10 protein-coding genes are annotated in these 23,576 nt (G+C 38.3%); 2 read left to right on the plus strand and 8 right to left on the minus strand.

Translation table 11 applies throughout. The features are described from left to right. Positions 1-4: 4 nt before the first annotated feature. Entirely contained in the window at positions 5-3,163 is a 3,159-nt protein-coding gene (locus tag PR725_RS11085) for an efflux RND transporter permease subunit (RefSeq protein ID WP_109912056.1), read from the plus strand. Between the two features lie 108 nt (positions 3,164-3,271). Here PR725_RS11085 and PR725_RS11090 read toward each other — a convergent pair whose 3' ends face one another. Continuing rightward, entirely contained in the window at positions 3,272-9,463 is a 6,192-nt protein-coding gene (locus tag PR725_RS11090) for a TcdA/TcdB pore-forming domain-containing protein (RefSeq protein ID WP_272569016.1), read from the minus strand. A gap of 965 nt (positions 9,464-10,428) precedes the next feature. Between PR725_RS11090 and PR725_RS11095 the strand changes: the two genes are divergently transcribed. Beyond that, entirely contained in the window at positions 10,429-11,358 is a 930-nt protein-coding gene (locus PR725_RS11095) for a two-partner secretion domain-containing protein (protein WP_231136892.1), read from the plus strand. A gap of 117 nt (positions 11,359-11,475) precedes the next feature. Here the strand turns inward: PR725_RS11095 and PR725_RS11100 are convergent, their stop codons facing one another. The 7 genes from PR725_RS11100 to dgt all read right to left on the minus strand — a co-directional run bounded on the left by PR725_RS11100 (position 11,476) and on the right by dgt (position 23,428). Continuing rightward, on the minus strand, positions 11,476-12,861 hold the full coding sequence (locus PR725_RS11100; RefSeq protein ID WP_004913667.1) for a DASS family sodium-coupled anion symporter: 1,386 nt from the start codon (positions 12,859-12,861) through the stop codon (positions 11,476-11,478). A gap of 487 nt (positions 12,862-13,348) precedes the next feature. Continuing rightward, positions 13,349-14,650 carry a phosphopyruvate hydratase gene (gene eno, locus PR725_RS11105; protein WP_004260453.1) on the minus strand — a complete coding sequence of 434 codons (1,302 nt, stop codon included), beginning with the start codon at positions 14,648-14,650 and terminating at the stop codon, positions 13,349-13,351. A 65-nt stretch (positions 14,651-14,715) separates the two neighbouring features. Beyond that, positions 14,716-16,353, minus strand: a complete 1,638-nt coding sequence (pyrG, locus tag PR725_RS11110; RefSeq protein ID WP_004913671.1) for a glutamine hydrolyzing CTP synthase — start codon at positions 16,351-16,353, stop codon at positions 14,716-14,718. Positions 16,354-17,040: 687 nt separating this feature from the next. Continuing rightward, positions 17,041-17,835, minus strand: a complete 795-nt coding sequence (mazG, locus tag PR725_RS11115; protein WP_109912054.1) for a nucleoside triphosphate pyrophosphohydrolase — start codon at positions 17,833-17,835, stop codon at positions 17,041-17,043. A 312-nt stretch (positions 17,836-18,147) separates the two neighbouring features. Then, the gene (relA, locus tag PR725_RS11120) at positions 18,148-20,379 is read right to left on the minus strand and encodes a GTP diphosphokinase (RefSeq protein WP_004913677.1); all 2,232 of its coding nucleotides are present in this window, start codon (positions 20,377-20,379) and stop codon (positions 18,148-18,150) included. 16 nt (positions 20,380-20,395) lie between these two features. Next, on the minus strand, positions 20,396-21,727 hold the full coding sequence (gene rlmD / locus PR725_RS11125) for a 23S rRNA (uracil(1939)-C(5))-methyltransferase RlmD (protein ID WP_110732209.1): 1,332 nt from the start codon (positions 21,725-21,727) through the stop codon (positions 20,396-20,398). A gap of 174 nt (positions 21,728-21,901) precedes the next feature. Further along, complete coding sequence (dgt, locus tag PR725_RS11130; protein ID WP_109912052.1) at positions 21,902-23,428, minus strand: dGTPase; 1,527 nt, start codon at positions 23,426-23,428, stop codon at positions 21,902-21,904. Positions 23,429-23,576 lie beyond the last annotated feature (148 nt).

The raw sequence follows: 23,576 nt of genomic DNA on the forward strand, positions 1-23,576 counted from the left end.
ATTAATGCCTAAGTTTTTTATAGAAAGACCAATTTTTGCGTGGGTAATTGCTATTATCACCATGCTTGCTGGTCTGTTGGCAATTATCCAGTTACCTGTTTCGCAGTACCCGACCATCGCGCCACCGGCTGTTTCTATTTCAGCTAACTATCCGGGAGCGGATGCTGAGACGGTACAAAATACAGTAACGCAGGTTATCGAACAGAACATGAACGGTATCGATAACTTGGTATATATGTCATCGAGCAGTGATTCATCAGGTTCTGCTAGCATTACGCTGACATTTGAAGCAGGAACTGATGGTGATATCGCGCAAGTACAAGTGCAAAACAAATTGCAACTGGCGATGCCATTGTTGCCACAAGAAGTTCAGCAACAAGGTATTAGTGTCGATAAATCAACTAGTTCATTCTTAATGGTTGCGGGTTTCGTTTCTAACGATGGCTCAATGGGGCAATATGATATTGCCGACTATGTAGGGTCAAATATTAAAGACCCACTTAGCCGAGTTAACGGTGTAGGTGAAACTCAACTGTTCGGTACCCAATATGCAATGCGTATTTGGCTAAAACCAGAGCAACTTGTTAAGTACAACATGACCACCACAGATGTCATTAATGCGATCAAGGTTCAAAATAACCAAGTCGCAGCAGGACAACTCGGTGGTTCACCATCTGTAGCAAATCAGCGTTTAAACGTTTCTATCATTGCGCAGACACGGTTAAATAGCCCTGAAGAATTTAGCAATATTTTATTACGTGTAAACCAAGATGGTTCACAAGTACGTATTAAGGATGTTGCTGAGGTCCAATTAGGTGCTGAAAACTATAGTACGATTGCCCGCTTTAATGGTAAGCCAGCAGCAGGTATCGGTATTAAACTGGCAACGGGAGCGAACGCATTAGATACGTCTAATAACGTTCGTGCCGCGCTTGAGGAAATGAAACCTTTCTTCCCTCAAGGGTTAGAGATTGTTTATCCATACGATACAACCCCATTCGTTAAAATTTCAATTAACGAAGTGGTTAAAACGTTAGTAGAAGCAATCATGCTGGTTGTTGTTGTAATGTATTTGTTCCTACAAAACATCCGTGCAACACTGATACCAACGATTGCAGTACCTGTCGTATTGTTAGGTACCTTTGCTATCTTGTCGGCATTTGGTTATTCCATAAACACGTTGACCATGTTTGCGATGGTACTCGCCATCGGGCTTCTCGTCGATGACGCCATCGTTGTTGTTGAGAACGTTGAGCGTGTTATGCAAGAAGAAGGCTTATCACCAAAAGAAGCGACCAAAAAATCAATGGGTCAAATCCAAGGTGCGTTAGTCGGTATTGCAATGGTGCTGTCTGCGGTATTTATCCCTATGGCCTTCTTTGGGGGTTCTACAGGGGCAATTTACCGTCAGTTCTCAATTACCATTGTATCCTCCATGATCTTATCAGTACTGGTTGCGATGATCTTAACGCCAGCACTGTGCGCCACCATGTTGAAGCCAATTGAAAAAGGCAGCCATGGTAGCCAGAAAGGGTTCTTTGGGTGGTTTAACCGTACATTTGAAAAACAAGCACACCACTACACCGACAGTGTAAGCCGTATGCTTAACGGTACTGGTCGTTATCTCGTCATTTACCTGCTGTTAGTGGTTGGTATGGCGTTCATGTTCGTTCGCTTACCGTCTTCCTTCTTACCGGCGGAAGACCAGGGGGTATTCTTGTCAATGATCCAATTACCACCGGGATCAACGCAAGAACAAACCCAAGCGGTACTAGATGAAGTGAATAACTACTACCATACCGAAGAAGCTAAAAACGTTGAATCGGTCTTTACCGTTGGGGGCTTTAGCTTCGCAGGTCAAGGACAAAATATGGGTCTTGCCTTCGTCGTTCTGAAAAATTGGAGCGAACGTAAAGGCGATGAAAACCACGTTGATGCGATTGTACAGCGTGCGAATATCGCACTATCAAAAAAACAAGAAGCATTGATTTACGCCTTTAACCTACCCGCAATTGTTGAGTTAGGTACCGCAGACGGGTTTGACTTTGAGTTAGTTGATAAAGGTAACTTGGGGCATGATAAACTAATGCAAGCCCGTAACCAGTTGCTTGGATTGGCGGCTCAGCACCCAGAAATGCTTCAAGGTGTTCGCCCAAATGGTCAGGATGATACCTCGCAATACCGTATTTATATTGACCAACAAAAAGCACAGGCTCAAGGTGTCGCTATCAGTGATATCAACGCAACATTGAGTTCTATGTTTGGTGGAAGCTACGTGAATGACTTTATCGACCGTGGTCGTGTGAAGAAAGTTTACGTACAAGGTGACGCAGAAAGCCGTATGTTACCTTCTGACATCAGTAACCTGTATGTTCGTAATAACCAAGGTAAAATGGTTCCGTTCTCTGCATTTATGGACGAATCCAAAGATCCTTGGAAGTATGGTTCACCACGTTTAGAACGTTATAACGGTGTCCCTGCGATGAATATTCAAGGCCAAGCAGCTCCGGGACAAAGTACGGGTGATGCGATGCTGTTAATGGAAAAACTCACCACTGAAAACCTGCCTGAAGGAATTGGTTACGAGTGGACGGGTATGTCTTATCAAGAACGTTTAGCAGGTAACCAAGCCCCTGCACTGTATGCGATTTCTTTGATAGTGGTATTCCTGTGTCTGGCTGCTCTATATGAAAGCTGGTCTGTTCCATTCTCAGTTATGTTAGTGGTTCCATTAGGTATTATTGGTGCGTTATTGTTCACCAGTGTTCGTGGTTTAGACAACGACGTTTACTTTAAAGTGGGCCTCTTAACCACCATTGGGCTATCGGCGAAAAACGCAATATTGATTGTTGAATTCGCCAAAGACTTGATGGAAAAAGAAGGCAAAGGGTTAGTCGAAGCAACACTGAATGCAGTTAAAATGCGTTTACGACCAATTCTGATGACATCTCTAGCATTTATGTTAGGTGTTATCCCACTGGTATTTAGTAATGGTGCAGGTTCTGCATCCCAGAACTCAGTAGGTACTGGTGTTCTTGGGGGTATGTTCGCAGCAACCTCGCTGGCTATCTTCTTCGTTCCTGTATTCTTCGTGGTGATCCGTCGCCGTTTCTCGAAGAAATCAGAGGACATTGAACACAGTCACCCACCAACAGCTCAATAAACGCTGATGAATGACAAAAAGAGCCACTAAATGTGGCTCTTTTTTTATCTAAATGCTGATTCCTATAATGCGCTCTAATACATCATCCCAGTGGACAAAAATAAAAAATCAAGCCAAATTAATTTGGCTTGATAAGCCAATTGGCATAAGTTCAGTTCGTTCATTTTTTCCGTCTAGCATAATATCTACATTTAATTGTTCTATGTGACGCATAAAATTTATTCTGTCCGTTAATAAATCTATAATATCGGTAGAGTCTGACTGTCGTTTTGCTCTTTCATTAAAATATGTCGATAAATACATTAATCCGTAATTTTCCTTTAGCTTGTTAACTAGATTATCGAGTACTATATAATCATGCTCCTGCGCTATTTTAATCATCAAGTGGCGATAAGACTCAGATTTTGAACCATAGACTTCACGTAATATTAACGATGTGTCATTATGGATATCTGTAATAATGAGATCATTACCTTGCCGGTTAATGAACATCTTTCTCCAATTGTCAACTGACGGTATAATAATATCATCTACAGCATTATCTTTTGCGTTATTATCAATAATAATGGCACGATAAGCTTTCCAAGCATCTACACTAAATTCATATGTATCCCCCCCTTCTCCACCACTTAATATTAATGTATCAACATGAGCTATTTTAGATGGATTAATGATATCTGCCTCATGCGTTCCTTTAATTACAAATGAAGCGCCTATCTTGTTCGATTCTTTTGTTCCATTGTCAGGCTGATAAAGTATTTCGTTCTTATCCGTTAGCATCATGAAGCCATTATCAATTTTCTTAATATTTTTAAATACTAACTCTGGGTATATTTTAATGCTATCAGCTATATTATTATTTGAACTCATATAGGTATTAATAACACCGAATGAATGTCGCATAGTATCAATATTAACAACTTGCTGACTATATAATTTACCGGTATTTCTATCAAATATAAACCCGTTTTGATTATCTGAATCAAATCCTAAAAATTGTAGCTCATGTTCTGATAACAAAGAGTGAGCAATAATAAATTTGCGATCAAAGTACCATGCAGGAATGATACTCTCATCTGAGCGCCTTAATCCCAATAAAGCAATTGCCTGTTTTGTTCCATTATAGTTGTCGTCAAGCTTTGATAACCAATTAGATGAATCTAATGTTTTTAACCAATGCTCATTAAATGCGACTATATCTATACTACCATCCGCATTAACTTGCTGTATCTTTCCTGACTTTCTTATAACAATAATATTTCCATTCCAATTAAAAACAGTGTTTATTTGTGTAATCGGGATTGAGTGTCCGTATATTTCTTGTGTGATAACCTTTGTTGTTGGATTGTTGATATCAAATACATCTTGCCCCAAGCCTTCTTGACGATATAATCTATCTTTTTCTTTACTATAGAAAAAGAACACTTCCGTTTCACTGTCGTCAATTAAACTACCAACAAGTGTTAAATCAGCAGGGTTTTCAACAACCTTTGTATATTTATTTACACCAAGGTTAACCTTAATTAAAGTATTTGTGTCACGACGTAGCCAATAACGACGATTGATACCATTTTCATCTTTACCATCAATAGTTACTATCTTTGCAAGATTTAACGTAGAAAAATCTAACTTATCAGATTCTACTTCGCTAAGATTTTGACTGTAACGATCATTAGGTACATTATAATACATTTTTAAAATATGGTATCCCGAACTATTTATTTTTGTTGGTGAATTCGCTAAATATTCTAACAGCTTACTACTATTAAAAATATTAACGAGTTCAGATTTTTTTCCATCTATTTTATATTTAGTGAAAATTTCGTCATTATTATCATGATGAGTTAAACTAAAATAAATATTTTCATGCTCCCTCCATAGCTTATGTACTTTAAACGGTGATGATTTCTCATCAGCTAAATAATAATTATTATCGAGTTGACCACCATTATTAATATTGCTCCGCCAAATAATATTTTCTTCCTGAGAAAAGAAATAGGCATACTCTGCATCAATAGTTCCGAGTGTAGGCGAATGATAGATTTTATTTATTGAATTAGTAAAAAGCATTCTTTTTGTTGCGACCTCATAAAAAGCTCTCCCAACATTTTTCTTACCATATATATAATCATCAACTACAATAAAGTTACCGTGCAATTGGTGTTTATCAGCCAATTCATTTAGGTGCTGTTCAATTGACTGGCCTTTATTACTCCACTGTCGACCATCCTCTCTGATAACTTGAATGAGTTTATTTTTAAAATCTACCTCACGAACTTCATGCTCTGAATTAACTAAAATAACTTGATCAGATAAGGCACTTGGATCAATATTTATATTTAAACTGCCAATTCTTAGATAACCATCATTAACTTCTACTGTAGGATCACCGCCATCAATCAAACTTGTATCAATAACCCATTTTGAATTATGCTTAAAATTTGAATCATTTATTAATGTAATATTAACACCATGGTTAATACTAATAATATATTCACCACCCGCTCCGCTAAGGTTATAAGATAGTTTCCCATACCATTCACTGGATATTTTAGGCACGGCAATATGTGCTTTATTTATGGGTAAAATAATATTTGTTTTGGTACTGACATATTCATGATAAATTCTAGTTATAATATACTCACCAGGAAAAGAATAAAAATCATAATCAAATTTATCTGTTTCTTCTAATCTCCGCAAAACATTAAAACCATAATCATAACGAGTCAATGCACCTGGAAATAGATTAAAAGAATAATTAATATATGACTTTGGCACCCCTGGTAAAATAACGGTATCTGTCTCTTGAAATGGAATGTCATGCTTGCTCTGATAACCAAGTCCTTCTCGAATATTAATGGCTTGTTTTTTATCAACCACCGAATAGGGAAGATACGCTGCCCAAGCAATATAATCTTTGCGCCCACTACCATTTCCACTGCGATGGGGCTGTGTACGGTAGAGATACTGGCTATCAAAGTTAATTTTTTTTGAGCGTAAGTCAATACGATCAAATACAGCCAAAGGACGTGGAACTAAGATCCGTTTACCACTTTTATTATCTATTTGATAATCAAATCCATTCCCACTATACGCATCATCTAAATGTTGGAAGTAGACCCCAACTTCTTTCGCATGCTCGCCAATTTCAGCATATGCACGTGCTAGTCCCACAATTCCAATTCCGAGGCCACCAACAATCACACCCACACCACCAAATACAGCAGCTGCCTCTGTAGCTCCGACAATACCTGCACCAATTGTTGCACCACTTAATAGTAAACTTGCTGAATCGAATGCCAGCTGAGTTCCAAATACAGCCTTTTGTGGATCATTTTCTGCATGTGTTAATTCATAAATATCAAACCCAACCATTGCGCCTTGAAAAACAGTACCGATCCCTTCATTAGCTACCCGGGCAAATGATGATGAAAAAGTCTTCATCGCAGAGTGGGTAATTCCCGCCTCCTCACACCAAAGCGTTTTAACTAACTTTACAACCTTTGTCACATCATTTACTGCACCATGCGCCATCATACTATAAGTGACATAAGCATGAATTTTTAATGCTTCCGCTAAATTTGATGACATGCCACTGCTTATGTTTTGTCTATTTTTATTCGCAGCCCACTGAATTAATGCGTGAACGGCCATTCCCATGTTCATTCCATCAACATGTTCCGCATTACCTATGCCACCTCGGCGCCGTAATTCAGAATGGTGAAATTCGTAGCTTTGTTCAAATGTATTTATATTTTCATTAAAGTACTCTTTAAATTCCATCAAAGTACTATCTGTTGTTTCAATCCAGCGCTCTCGAAATGCGATGTCTTTATTAATAAATTGAATGCGGTATTTTCCCTCCTCAGTCATTTCTATACTAGAAAAATTAGGTAACCATGTTTCATCTAATTGATACTGTTCAGATATCTCATTAAATACTCTCTCAATTTTGTCCCCCCATCGTTCAGCGGTCAAAATTGTTAACGATGCTTTTATATTTAACTCTTTAGTGATTCGTATTTGATTTTCAATAAATTTAATCGTATTTTTACGCCTTTCAGCAACAAGATTCAAATCATCTGTATTAGATAAATCTGATACGACTAATCCCCCGCCCACTGCCACATTTCTCATCCCGTCAACATCAATAGAAATTAATTCAAAAATAGGTTTCGAATCAGAGCCTAAAGCAACATATAATTTAGCCATTTTTTTATTTATCATAAACTTATTTAGAGCTGAAAAAAGTTTATGACTACTTTCAAATGTGAATATACCGAAATTAGGATCGTAAAAATAATAGGTTACACTATCTTCATATACAATTTTCCCCAACATCATCGCATGCTTCTGGCTATTTAAGGCATACATTTTCGTTGCATTCCCCTCAGTTAATCTAGCCTCAATAGCATTTAAATCTAGGTTACCTTGAGAACTCGAAGACTGTACCGCTTCAATATTTGAATGAAGCCTTATTAATGATTTTTTTAATAGAATTGAGCTGTTATCTGTTGGTGATGCGGCAGCTAAAAAGAGTTTGTCGAGTAGTACATTACTACCATTTGGCCCATTCTCCTCTAATGCAACAGCCATAGCTCTAACAAGCGGATAACAGCGACCATCTGACATATCTCCCATTAAAGGTAAATAAAAATCTTGGGGGGATAGCCTAGAATTTATACTGCCCTCTCTCTTAAATAATTCATTTATTTCCCTCGTATTTTCTAAAATTTGATGACGACCTTCGTTATCTATCGTATTTTGAATATGCCTATACAATGCGCCACGTTCTGTCACACTCAATTCAGGATTTAAATATAGAGCCATCATCTCTGATGAAGTCATTTCTTGATTAAAGCCTCGAATATCAGTTTTATTATAGTTATCATAACCTTCATTAAATTTATCATTAGCAATATTACGATCTCGCATCACCGCCAATTTATATTCTTTATTTAGCGCTATATTCGTAACACCGTTACCAAGTTCTTCATTTACGACTTGAACAACAGAGTCAATTCCAGTCTTATTTTTTATTTGTAGCCATAACCAGCTTCTTTCTACAGATAATGACTCAGTTAATATCGATAAATGTTTTTGAGAATAGTAATTTTTAATAATTTTTTTTATTTCCAGAATTGATATTAATTTATCGATCCTTATATTTTCGTCATTACTTCGTATTGACTTACTCTTTAGATTGTTTAATTCAACTTTAAAATCATCAATTTGTTTAATTAATTGATTGATTTTATCATAAATTTTCTTTTTAACCTTGCCATTTAAATCAACCCATGATTTTATTGCTGAGTTCTCCAGCGAAAACCCCCCATCAATATATTCACCTTCTGAAACCTGGTCCGTATTTATACCAAATTCCTTTGCTATTTCTTTTAATTTATTTTGTGATGCATGGCGATATCGATTGAATTTTTCTAATTGTTTCTCGGAAAATTGATTATCAACATAATAACCTATCATAGAACTTTCGTTGTTACGTAGCTTAGGAATAGGTGTTCCATTGATCAATTCATATTCTTGCTTTTGTAATAATAACCGCCAATGGCCATCCTTAAAATACATATACGCCATCGCAAGGCCTTTATCAGAGCCTGGAACTTGGTAGTCCATATAATCAAATGCCATTACAACATTATCATACAATATAGAACTATTCACACGGCCATCATGATAAACACGATAGGTTGTTTCATTCAGCTTAGTAACAATAACGGAGCACCCTGTTAAAGAGCCCGTGAATAAAAAACTATCCTCAGCAGCCTGAATAGGTATATCAACATAAGCAGGCGTTGCACTGGACTGATTAGCCCCGTTATAACCTAAAAAATAAGCATGGAATGCTAATGAAGGCGAGATGCTTGAAGGCTCATATCTATATTCAACCGCATAACTATTCGGACCAATTTTAACTAAGTGTGCACGTCCATAAGGTGGTATTTTACCCATTGTTGTCATGCTATCCCCACTAATCGCATGCAAGCGGGTAAACGATAATGTGTCTGCAAGAAAGTTCTTAACATCAGGACTTGCTGGACTATTTTTAAGTGGCATACTGCCAAATAATCCAGATTTTAAACGACTATCACGCAGTACTTGTGCAACTAAATTAGAGTTAACTGTATCATAGCCCATCTCTTGCACTGTTCTCAGTAAAATTTGTTTTATTTGGCGAATTATTAATAATGATTCTGTATTAATAATTAGAAAATTATTATTTTTTTTAATTTCATCCATTTTATAAATGGAATTTTTTAATAAACAACTATTATTAAACATATAATTAAATCCTTTTATTTACCTATGTTATATAAGAGCATCTCCACATATCAAGAATTACATTTTATAAAAAATAATTCCATTAACAATCATTAAACAAATAATAAAATAAATATAATAGCTATCATTATCTTTTACAGGGATTATATAAGCAATAAGAATACAACTTTCTAAACTTAATATCTTAGCCGATAGAACTGGGGGAAAATACCAAGCTATTAGGCCGGTTCATTTCATTTGAGAGCTATCAATATCAGTGTCAAGACAGTTTTCTTTAGCTTCAAAATACCATTGATATCAAGGTGCTGGTACAAACAATGAATTTTTCATTACGTGGCGACGGTTATTTTGTAATATGTAGCACAGATAAAATACAGATAGGGGAAAATCAATTTAGTGATATTTCTAGTTTATTCTCAATAGCCTATTAGATTTACTACCAAACATAATATGTTAGGTATCAGTCTGATACCGGTCATTAGACTAGCATTTTTTATTTGGTAATCTTTGTAATCTACGCCATCACTACATTATCAAAAGGAATCGAACTATTAATTCTCCCATCATGATAGACCCGATAAGTTGTTTCATTTAGTTCAGTAACGATCACAAAACTATCAGAAAGTGTACGTGTAAATAAAAATTTTGCTTTAGATGAGTACTTGGGTATATCGATATAAACGAGCGATTTTTTACCTGATGATTGCCGTTATATCCTAGTAAAACGAATTGAACATCAACTTTATTATAAATTGTAGGAATGTGACTTAAATGATTTAATATCTACACTTGCAACTCTATTTGTTACACTTACCCAACTAATCGTTGTTGATTTTAATTTTGCATCATTAAAATTTAAAATAATTATTTTTATAGCATCCATGTTAAATTTTAATATACTAATGAAAAATAAAATAGATTATATTTAATTACACCTATTAGGGTTATTATTACAAGGAAACGTAATGAATAAAAAAATGCAATTTATCTTTCTAACAAACTCTTTTTTATCATGTTTGAGTTTTTCTTCCTTTTCTCAAGCCGATGTATCTAAAGCAAAATTAATTAATATCGAAGCTCCTCTAAAAAATCATATTTCATTTAACTCTTTTGAGAGTTTATCTTCTAATGATCATGGCCTCATTTTTAATAATGATATTAATGATAATAATCAACTTGCAAACAAAGCTGCAAAACTAATATTGGCTGAAGTGACAGGAACAGAAGAAAGTAAAATTAAAGGTGTCCTCGGTATTAAAGGACAAGCCGCGAACCTAATTATTGCTAATCCCAATGGGATCTCATGGGCTGATGGCTCCATAAGTAATATTAATAGCTTATCTTTAATTGCAGGTAAGTTAGAAAAACAATATGTTAAAAATAAAGAAACGAAGCAGCTTGAAGCAAAAGCACTAGATGAATACAGTCAATTGAAATTCTCAGTTAGCCCCGCAAGCCAAATCAACATCAGCCAACAGCATGCCAGCCCGTTACAGCTTTCTAAACTGAATGTGTTCGCCGATCGAATAAAACTACAAAATGCACTAAATATTACGGCTGCGGTTCAAAATTATCTGAGTACATCCGGAAGTGCTTCAATTTCCCCACGAGAAGCAGTCATTCACTCAGGCTCTAAATTTAAAACGGATACACCTTATAGCCAAGGCAGCCACCTAGAACTGGGAGAAAATACCAAGCTATTAGGCCGGCTTATTTCATTTGAAAGCCATCAATATCAGTGTAAAGACAGCTTCCTTTGTCCTCAAAATACAATTGATATCAAAGGTTTGATACAAACAATGAATTTTTCATTACGTGGCGACAGTGATTTTGTAATGCACGGCACAGGTAAAATACAAATAGGGAAAAATCAGCAAGTGCTTGTCGCACAGTAATGAAAAACGGGCTCATTTTTAATGAGCCCGTAGGTCGTTGGGAAAGTGAAATAAAAATGTGTTTCTCTCACTTTATACTTTTAGCTAAAATCAATTTAGTGATTTTTCTTGTTTGCTTTATAGCCAAAAGAACCAAGCAAATAGAGAGATAACAATAATACATGCTACGTTCAGAACTGCACCGACCCGTACCATTTCAATTTGCCTGATATAACCAGAACCAAATACAATCGCATTTGGCGGAGTCGCAACAGGCAACATAAACGCACAAGAGGCACCAATACCAATAATCATAGTTAATACAATAACTGGCATACCTAATGCTTCCGCAACAGTAGCAAAAATAGGAACTAACAGGGCGGCACTTGCAGTATTACTCGTAAATTCAGTCAGGATGATAATAAAGGTTGTCACCGCTAAGATAATCACAAACCAATGACTTGTCCCAAATGTCATCTGCATCCAGTCAGCCATAATTTTACTAGCGCCTGAAGAACTTAAAATTGCACTGAGAGTCAACCCCCCACCGAACAGCATCAATACGCCCCACTCGGTATTTTTTTGGATTTGTGACCAACTAGCAACCCCTGTTATACCAATCAAAATTGCAGCAATCATAGCAATAATGGTGTCGAGATCCTTCACACCACCAAGTGCTTCACTAATAAATGTACTGGTGATCCAACAAACTACCGCAAATAGGAAGATCCCCATTGCTGTAATACGTTTGCCATTCCATTTAACATGCTCTAATTCAATTTCAAAGCGGTGTTTCAGATTTGGGCGTAACATCATGTACATCAATACAAACATCATCGGTAGTAAAACTACCATGATTGGAATGCCGTATTTCATCCACGATAAGAAATCTAAACCTAATGCAGCAGCGGCAATTGCGTTTGGTGGGCTACCCACAATAGTTCCTAGACCACCAATACTGGCACTATAAGCAACACCTAATAAAACAAACACAAACGTATTACGTTCATGACGTACATCGAGATTAGATAAAATACCTAATACAAGGGGTAACATCATTGCAGCAGTTGCTGTGTTACTAATCCACATTGATAGCAGCGCGGTAACACCAAACAACAGTAATACTGCGACTGATAAACGACCACGTGCAGCCATTAGTAAGCGGTTAGCAATTAGACGGTCTAAGCCTTGAATATGCAAAGCCGTCGCTAAAGCAAAGCCACCGAAGAATAGGAAAATAATTGGGTTTGCGAATGATTTAAGCGCTTCCCCAGTATTCATTAATCCAAGCCCAACCGCTAAGATAGGAATACAAAGTGCAGTAATAGTGACATGGATAGCTTCAGTTAGCCAAAGCACACCAATGAAAACCATCATTGCAAGGCCTGCATTTGCCTTGTCATCAAAAGGCAAATATTTTAAAAGTAAGATCAGTAGAACAATATCAACCGCTAAAATGATCCAACCCCGTTTATTGGATGGGGTCGGGCTGACCGCTGGTTGTAGGGATTCGGAAGCGTCCATGTAAACTCCATTAGCTCGGAAGCAAATTATTTTCGAGTATTATTGTTAATATTTTTTTGCAAGAGCTGGAATATAAAGTTAATTGTATGAAATTAAAATGTGGAGGAACTAAAAGTGCGATCTACACCGTATAATTTCATCGTTTTTCATGTAAACTCCAAAAAACCTACCCATTCACTCGTAAAAATCGAAGAATTAAATACTAAAATAGCTACTATAAATTAGCATATTATTTCTAAAGAGACGTATATCAATCAACTATCTAATTGATTGATTTTAAATTGATTATTAAATATAAAGTGAGTCAATAAAAGGCTGATCAATCATTAAGCTTACTAAAAATCCAATCAAATTTATTATGATACATTAGAGATAATCATAAATTACTGGGAATATATAGTAAAAATGGCTTCCTCAGCAAAGGTTTCAGTCGAAAAAAAAGGAAGCCATCGGCTTCCTTTCGTATAAATTGGTTAACGAACTAAAATTACGCTTGGCCTTTAACTTCTTTTAAGCCATTGAATGGTGCATTTTTACCTAATGCTTCTTCAATACGAATCAGTTGGTTATATTTAGCAACACGGTCAGAACGGCTCATTGAACCCGTTTTGATTTGGCCTGCAGCTGTACCGACTGCTAAATCTGCGATAGTTGCATCTTCAGTTTCGCCTGAACGGTGAGAGATAACAGCTGTATAGCCTGCATCTTTCGCCATTTTAATTGCAGCCAAAGTTTCAGTTAAAGAACCAATTTGGTTGAATTTGATCAGGATAGAGTTAGCAATGCCTTTATCAATACCTTCTTTCAAGATCTTAGTGTTCGTTACAAACAGGTCGTCACCAACCAGTTGGATTTTGTCACCAAGAACTTTAGTTTGGTATGCGAAACCATCCCAGTCAGACTCATTCAGACCATCTTCAATAGATACGATTGGGTACTGTTTAGTCAGTTCTTCTAAATAGTGAGTGAACTCTTGTGAAGTGAAGGTTTTACCTTCGCCTTTCAGCTCATAATTGCCTGTTTCTGCGTTATAGAACTCAGATGCTGCACAGTCCATTGCCAGTGTTACGTCTTTACCTAATACATAACCTGCTTGCTCAACCGCCTCTTTAATTGCTGCTAATGCCGCTGCGTTTGACTCTAAGTTAGGCGCATAACCACCTTCATCACCTACAGCAGTGTTCATACCTTTAGATTTCAGTACTTTTGCTAAGTGATGGAAAATTTCAGAACCCATACGAACAGCTTCTTTCAGCGTTGGTGCGCCAACAGGCTGGATCATGAATTCTTGGATATCAACGTTGTTATCTGCGTGCTCACCACCATTGATGATGTTCATCATAGGTAGAGGCATAGAGTATTGACCGTGAGTACCATTCAGGTCAGAAATGTGCTCATACAGAGGCATACCTTTCGCTGCCGCAGCTGCTTTAGCATTTGCTAAAGATACAGCCAGAATTGCGTTTGCACCAAATTTAGATTTGTTCTCAGTGCCATCGAGATCAATCATGATTTTATCGATGTTAGCTTGGTCTTTAGCATCTTTACCGATCAGCGCTTCTGCGATTGGACCATTAACAGCAGCAACTGCTTTCAGAACACCTTTACCCAGAAAACGTGCTTTATCACCGTCACGCAGTTCCAGAGCTTCACGAGAACCTGTTGACGCACCTGATGGTGCTGCAGCTAAACCAACAAAGCCACCTTCTAAATGAACTTCAGCTTCTACAGTTGGGTTACCACGAGAGTCAATGATTTCACGACCGATCACTTTAACAATTTTGGACATTAGGTTTTCCTCAGTACAAGTTAAATTTTGGGAAGTTGGTGCACCTGCGCCGACTTCCCCATATCTTATTTCAACTCACCTTTCTGGTACTTACCAGCGGCTTTAACAAAACCTGCAAACAACGGATGACCATCTCTTGGTGTAGAGGTGAACTCTGGGTGGAACTGACAAGCCACAAACCATGGATGATTTGGGTTTTCAATAATTTCCACCAGCTTGTTATCTACTGAACGACCTGCAATTTTCAGGCCCGCATCTTCAATGCGTTTCAGCAGTAAGTTGTTCACTTCATAACGGTGGCGGTGACGTTCAATAATGGTTTCTGAACCATACATCTCACGTACAAGGCTACCATTCACTAGGTGGCATGGTTGACTACCAACACGCATTGTTCCACCAAGGTCGCTCTCTTCTGAACGCACTTCAAGGTTACCCTCTTCGTCACGCCATTCTGTAATCAGCGCAACAACTGGGAATTTACAATCCGCTTTAAATTCTGTTGAATTTGCATCTGCCATGTTGGCCACATTACGTGCAAATTCAATCAATGCAACTTGCATACCCAAGCAAATCCCTAAGTAAGGGATCTTGTTTTCACGTGCATATTGAGCAGTCAGAATTTTACCTTCAATACCACGCTCACCAAAACCGCCTGGCACTAAAATAGCATCTAAATCTTTTAGTAACTCAACACCACGCGTTTCGATGTCTTGTGAATCAATCAATTTGATATTCACAGTTAAACGGTTTTTCAATCCACCGTGTTTTAATGCTTCAATTACAGATTTATACGCATCTGGTAACTCAACATATTTACCAACCATTCCAATGGTGACTTCACCAGCAGGATTAGCTTCTTCGTAAATAACTTGTTCCCACTCAGATAAATTAGCTTCTGGCGCATCAATGCGAAAACGGTTACAAATGTACTCATCCAAACCTTGTGATTTTAACAAGGCTGGAATTTTATAAATTGAATCAACGTCTTTGAGAGAAATAACCGCTTTCTCTGGCACATTACAGAACAATGCGATTTTTGCACGTTCATTTGCTGGGATCACTCTGTCTGAGCGACAGATTAACACGTCTGGCTGGATACCAATTGACAGCAATTCTTTCACAGAATGTTGAGTTGGCTTAGTTTTCACTTCACCAGCTGCTGCAAGGTAAGGCACTAATGTTAAGTGCAAATATAAAGTACGCTCACGGCCGACTTCTGCAGCCATTTGACGAATCGCTTCAAGGAATGGCAATGATTCAATATCACCCACTGTACCACCAACTTCAACCAAAACAACGTCATGGCCTTCGCCACCACGGATGATGCGGTCTTTAATTTCATTAGTGATATGAGGGATAACTTGAATTGTAGCGCCTAAGTAGTCGCCACGCCGCTCTTTGCGCAGAACTTCAGAGTAAACACGCCCAGTCGTAAAGTTATTACGACGAGTCATTTTAGTACGGATGAAGCGCTCATAATGACCCAAATCTAAGTCAGTTTCAGCGCCGTCTTCTGTAACGAAAACTTCCCCGTGTTGGGTTGGGCTCATTGTGCCTGGATCTACGTTGATGTAGGGATCCAGTTTCATAATAGTCACATTGAGTCCACGGGCTTCGAGTATAGCCGCCAAAGAGGCTGCGGCAATGCCTTTACCCAGAGAGGATACGACCCCGCCGGTCACAAAAATATAATTAGTTTTCATGCTGAACCTGAAAGTTTAGGTTTAAAAGATGATGGATATAACAGGACGGGAAAACAGTATACCCGAACCTTAATTTCGCTACAAATGTTCTAAGCATAATAAGGCTAAATTTCATCAATACTCTAATATTATCAGCAAGTTAAAAGCGAAAATTATTTATCGCTTCAAAATTAGTCATCTTTGTCTATTTTCATAGATTAACACAGTTCAAATGCAAAAGCTAAATCCTTTCAGCTCATTGTATGGTATAAAAAATGCGATTCTGCACTAACTTTGATTTTGAATAACTATTTACTCTACTTGTCGCTATTTAACACCTCAATATTTCACGTCACCCATTATTTTTGAAGCTTTGTTTGGTGCTATTGAATGAAGTGCTTTTAGAACAAACCAACAACCGCCAGATTTTAAAACAACTAATGGTTTAAACAATTGCAGACAAGGTTCGCATTACAGCTAGGCGGCAAGAGAGGATATCTTCGGGGAGCATACACTAAGTATGTGACCCGAGTAGCCGAACGCAGCCAACAACGCTGTAGTGCGAGGCCCGACGAGAATTGGCTCTATATAGTTCGTGCTACAGCTAGGCGGCAAGAGAGGATATCTTCGGGGAACATACACTAAGTATGTGACCCGAGTAGCCGAACGCAGCCAACAACGCTGTAGTGCGAAATATGACGAGCCATTTTATTCTTGGCTCTTAACCTGCTGCCAAAGCGCCTCCATCTCATTAAGTGTAGCACTTTCTGTCGTTTTACCACTTTCCGCGAGGCTTTTTTCGATTTGGCGAAAACGACCTTCGAATTTGTTACACGCTTTTTGCAACGCTATTTCAGGTTTATAACCTAAATGGCGTGATAAATTCACGGTTGCAAACAATAAGTCGCCAATTTCCTCTTCTAAGCGCGACTGGTCAACAACCGCCTGAGTGGCTTCTTCCATCACTTCTTCAAGTTCTTCATGAACTTTACCAACAACAGGGCCTAGCGTATCCCAGTCAAAACCAACTGACGCACAACGTTTTTGAATTTTATAGGCTTTCATTAGTGCTGGGAGTGAATTTGGAATATCATCTAGCACAGAAAATTGCGATTTTTCAGCTCGCTCTTTGGCTTTTCGTTTTTCCCATCCCTCAATCACTTCTGTGCTACTCAGTGTATTATTTGCATCGAAAATATGAGGGTGGCGATGTTCGAGCTTATCACTAACAGATTGGCAGATATCGCTAAAATCAAAGAGTGATTTTTCATTCGCCATTTGCGCATAGAAAACCACTTGGAATAATAAGTCTCCCAACTCACCTTTTAAGTCGCTAAAATCTTCACGTTCTATCGCATCAAGCACTTCATAAGTTTCTTCAAGCGTATAAGGCGCAATAGTTTTAAATGTTTGTACCTTATCCCATGGGCACCCTGTTTGCGGATCTCGAAGCTGCTTCATAATTGATAATAAACGTTCGATTTGAAGATTTGTCTGACTCATTGTATTAACCTTTAATTTTTTTGTTTCTAGTTGTCCTTTATCCCAAACTTATCAGAGTTGATGAGCAATCGACAAATTTTTCCCAAAAAAATAAATTTTTGCTAACTAACTCATGAAGAAACAGAAGTTGTATAGAAAAGAATAATTAAAAACATGAAGAGAGGGATTTTTAGAATATAAATATACCGATTTTCAAAATAGTTTGAATTGTAGGTAGGCGGCAAGCGAAGATATCTCGGGGAGCATACACAAGTATGTGACCCGAGTAGCTAAGCGCAGCCAACACCCCTACAACTCAAAATATGAAGAAAATCACTGAGAATGACGCTTTGCTTCTATAACATCCGCCAACTGATTCAGCTTAGCTAACACCCGACTCAGCACCTCAATGTTATACAGCTCAATAGTCATATCTATCGTTGCCAGTTGCTGTTTTACATCGCTGCGGCTACTGACACCAAGCACATTGACTTTCTCATTTGCTAATATTGTCGTGATATCACGCAGCAGGCCGCTGCGGTCATTAGCAATAACTCTAACCACAAGAGAATAACCACTCGAGTAGTTTTCTCCCCAAACTGCATCTATTACGCGTTCTGGTGCATGGCTTTGTAGTTCAGCTAATTGTTCACAGTCTGCACTGTGAATGGAAATACCTCTTCCTTTCGTGATAAAACCGACAATTTCATCCCCTGGAATTGGCTGGCAGCAGCGTGCAATATGGTGCATTAGGTTACCAACCCCTTCAACCACCACTCGGCCGCTACTATGAGATGGTGCTCTTGGGAGTGAAGACTTACTTTCTAATGTCTTCATTGCCGCACGGTCTTCTTCTTCGGCAGTGGCTTTGTTAAATTTGCTCTGCAGGAAATTCACTAATTGGTTGATACGGATATCACCGCCGCCAATTCCTGCCAAAACCTCATCCAATGAATGAACATTGTAGCGTGCGATTAGCAGTTTTTCTGCTTCACGAAGGCTAATATCAAGCTGTGATAGTTCGCTATCTAAAATTTGACGCCCTGCAAGGATATTTTTGTCTCTATCTTGTTTACGGAACCAATTTTGGATTTTAGCTCGCCCACGGCTGGTTGTGACATACCCTAAGTTAGGGTTTAACCAGTCGCGGCTTGGATTTGGATGCTTTTGAGTAATAATTTCAATTTGATCGCCCATTTGTAATTGATAGCTAAATGGGACAATACGCCCACCTATTTTTGCACCAATACAACGGTGGCCGACATCACTGTGAATATGATAAGCAAAATCAAGCGGTGTCGAGCCTGCTGGTAAATCCACCACATCCCCTTTTGGGGTAAAGACATACACTCGGTCATCAAACACTTGGCTACGAACTTCATCTAGCATTTCGCCAGAATCTGCCATTTCTTCTTGCCATGCAATCAGCTTACGTAACCATGCAATGCGGTTTTCGTAACTACTGCCTTTACCAATGCCAGTCGCGCCTTCTTTGTATTTCCAATGGGCCGCAACTCCCAGCTCTGCATCTTCATGCATTTGGCGGGTACGAATTTGAATTTCAAGCGTTTTGCCGTTTGGCCCTAACACCACTGTATGAATAGATTGATAACCATTAGGTTTCGGGTTCGCCACATAGTCATCAAACTCATCGGGAAGATGGCGAAAATGGGTATGTACAATCCCTAACGCGGCATAACAATCCTGCAAGCGTTCAACAACAATACGCACCGCTCGCACATCAAACAGTTCATCAAATGCCAATGATTTTTTCTGCATTTTACGCCAAATACTGTAAATATGCTTAGGCCGGCCATAGATATCAGCTTGAATATTCTCTTTTAACATGTACTTACGTAAGGTTGTTACGAAAGTATCTATATACTCTTCACGGTCAATACGACGTTCATGGAGGAGCTTTGCAATTTTCTTATATTCATCGGGATGCAAATAACGAAAACAGAAGTCTTCTAACTCCCATTTTAACTGCCCAATTCCTAGGCGATTTGCTAAAGGTGCATAAATATTTGAGCACTCTTTTGCCGCTAAAACGCGCTCATCTTCAGTGGCATCTTTGACTTCACGTAAATGTGCAATTCGTTCCGCTAGTTTAATGACAACGCAGCGGAAATCTTCCACCATCGACAATAGCATACGGCGAATATTATCGACTTGTGTCGAGCTCGTTTCACTCGATTGCGTGGCTTTGAGTTGACGAATCGCATCCATTTCCAGCACGCCTTTAACGAGTTCGTGAATGGATTGACCAAACTCATCAATAACTTCTTGCTCTTCCAACTTCCCCTCTTCCACTAAAGGAAAAAGTAAAGCTGCTTGTAAGCTGCCGATATCCATACTTAATGTCGATAGGATTTCGGTCATTTCAATACCGCGCCACAGTAACAGAGGGGCGATTTCTTGTCCGGCTAGTTTATCGTGACAATATTGCCAGGTATGGATGAGCTTTTCTTCTGATTGTTTATTGCTCAATCCCAGACCGTTAACCCACTTTTCTGGGGCAAACTCACCTGCTGGGGTAAGATGCGCACTTCTTACTGCAACCATATATTCTCCCTACCTATTAAACCTCTGGGCGACGGATAAATAACGCCATTGACTCTAAATGGCTAGTATGCGGAAACATGTCTAGCATCCGCAACTGTAATAACTGATAGCCCCCATCAAGTAAAACTTTGCTATCTCTTGCCAATGTTGTGGGGTTACATGAAACATAGACAATTTTTTCTGGCATCAGTTTAATTAAATGTTCCATAACACCAGCGGCTCCAGCTCTAGCGGGGTCTAATAATACTTTATTAAAGCCATGAGCCGCCCAAGGTTGTGTGTGTATCTGGGCTTCTAAGTTTTCATTATAGAATGTCGCATTACAAATAGTATTGAGCTGTGCGTTATTTCGTGCCTGTTTGACTAAATTTTCCACACCTTCAACACCCACAACGGATTTCACTAACCGTGCGATAGGTAATGTAAAGTTACCCATCCCACAAAAAAGGTCTAATACCCTATCTTCACTGTTTAGATCTAACCATGCTAAAGCTTGTTCTACCATCAACTGGTTAACTTGCCCGTTCACTTGAATAAAATTTAATGGGTTAAATTTTAGTATTTCCCCAGCAACTTGATACTCAGGTTGTGGCGAATTTGGTGACAGAGCTTGTAAGTTTTCATCATTACCCGCTAACCAGATAGACACTCCGTGCTGATTTTCAAAATTGCTTAACTTTTGAGTATCTGATAACGAAAAAGGTGTTAAGTAACGAATCAATACAATTTTGCTATTGTCTGCGTGAATAAGCTCTACGTGGCCCAATTTCGCTTTATTACTGAGCTGGTTAATGCATTCAGAAAGTGGTTTTAATAAGATATCCAAATCAGGAGATAATATAGGGCAATTTTTTATATCAACTAATGTGTTAGATTGAGATTGACGAAACCCCATAACGACATTTTTACTTTTAGGCTGATATTGTAGCCCCAACCGAGCTCGGCGACGGTAGCCATATGACTCACCATAAATCACCTCGGCACAGGATATATCTTGCAATGTTTCGCGTCGCATCAGATAAGCTAAAGCATGAGCTTTACTTTCTCTTTGTAGTGCAATGTCAACATGTTGCTGTTGACATCCCCCACATTGGTTAAAATAACGGCACCGTGGCTTTACTCTTTGAGGGCTCGTGCTCAAACGTTTAATTACCTTCCCTTTAGCAAACTGCCGTTTCTCTTCCGTCAATTCAATTTGGGCTTCTTCTTCAGGCAATAAACCTGTTACAAAAATGGTTTTTCCTTCGATACGAGCAACACCTTGCCCTGCGGCATCAAGGCTATCAGCTACAACCGTGATCTGGCGGCGTGGAGTGGTACGGCGATTAGGAGAGTAAAATTGAGCCATAAAATAGTCACTACAGAATATTAAGTTATAAAAATCATGATTGCCGAGTTTTCAATTTTAATGCGTTGTTTTTTTTCGCTAATTAATCAAGGAAAACGAGCAGGCTATTATACCTGCTTTCCTATCATTTGATTGACTACTTTTCTATTTTTATTAAGCTATTCAGTTATTATATCAATTGCTAACCATAAATTTACGATATTCTTCATAGGCATAGTGGTCTGTCATACCGCTAATATAGTCTTGAATCAAACGAGCTCGATAATAAAACTCAAGGATAGATTTATCTGCTTCATTCGTTGCAGAAATTTTCTCAAGTGCTTCCGTGTAAGATAAGCGATGCTTATTAGATAATTTATGGAATAACCTCGTTTCAATGAAAAAATGCTTGTGGTAATTTTTGTCCACGAGGTCAGCAAAATCGCTTCTATCCATCATCAGTAGTGGACTATAAAAATCTAATAATCCACTGATAATTCGATAGCCTTGTAGTTCTAACTCTTCAACTTCATGGTGGTTAAATACATGTTTAAAAGCCACTGTTTTCAGTACTTTTAATAGCCTATGCTCTGGACTTTTATCTTCTAACAAAGCACTGTTAAAAGTGCCGTTATAAATTTCGGGTAGATTCTTAATGAATTGTTGTGCGCTATAATGAGACAATTTTCCTGTGATATTTACGCGCAAATACATAAAGAATTGATCTTGCTGAATACGCCTTGTGTGGTTGTCACTGATATTATTGAAAGCTCGCATAATGGTTTGATCGAATAAATCATTTTGTTCAATATCTCCCCACTCTGCTTTTAAATACTCAATCAACTGCTCAACAGTAAAAATGCCTTTTTCCGCAGCGTCATCCAAATCAGCAATGCAATATGAAATATCATCAGCCGCTTCCATAATATAGGACAGCGGGAAACGGCAATATTTTTCCATATCGAGCTTTTTGGTTAGCTCACTGACAAAGTCCACCTCTGACCAATAATAGCCTGGTTTTTTCATCAAATAATCAAACTCAGGGGGAATTGGCTCCAAATCATAAGCTCCACGCGTATATTTTAAGATAGAGCCAACTTGCGCATAAGTTAAGTTTAGTTTGAGTAAGCGATGCGCCATACGTAACCCTTGCGCATTACCTTCAAATGAGCATAAATCCTGTTTTAATTGACGGCGGAATAAATCTTGCTTTTCATTTCCAGTTAACTGTAATGCAGGTATTTTGCATGGATCAGGGGAATTCGGAGTAAATAAGTAACTAGGCGATAGTAATTTAGTAAACCACCGTTGAATTGCTGCCTCACCAAAATGCCCAAATGGTGGATTGCCAATATCATGCATTAAGCAGGCCATTTCGACTAAGCTCTCAAAAGCATCACACCGTTCATCTAGCCCATAAGGTTCAAGCAATTTTTTCTTTTTTAGTTCGCCTAAAACCGTTTTACTGATGTAACGGCCAACCTGCTGTACTTCTAGTGAGTGAGTTAAGCGACTGCGAACTGCTGCATTTTGCTCTAAGGGAAAAACTTGCGTTTTTTGTTGCAAACGGCGAATGGCAGCTGAATTAATGATCCTCCCGCGGTCACTTTCGAATAAGCGATTAACCGCATCTTCATCTTTAGGTGAAATTTTTTGGTTTTTCGCACTGCTCATGTAGTTGCGCTGAAAATTTAACTTCTTAACAAAATTAATCTCACCCACTCTGCCACCCTCCCTATCTCGATTGATGCTTCATTATATAGCCTAAATATAGGAAAAAAACTTCACGACTCACCTTTCAATGTTACACTTCGTGCATCTTTGTAATTTCGTTGTCTAAATCCGAGTTGTTGCAATTAAAATTGCGAAC

The sequence above is a fragment of the Providencia sp. PROV255 genome, assembly GCF_028478065.1.
GTDB classification, from domain to species: Bacteria; Pseudomonadota; Gammaproteobacteria; order Enterobacterales; family Enterobacteriaceae; genus Providencia; species Providencia rettgeri.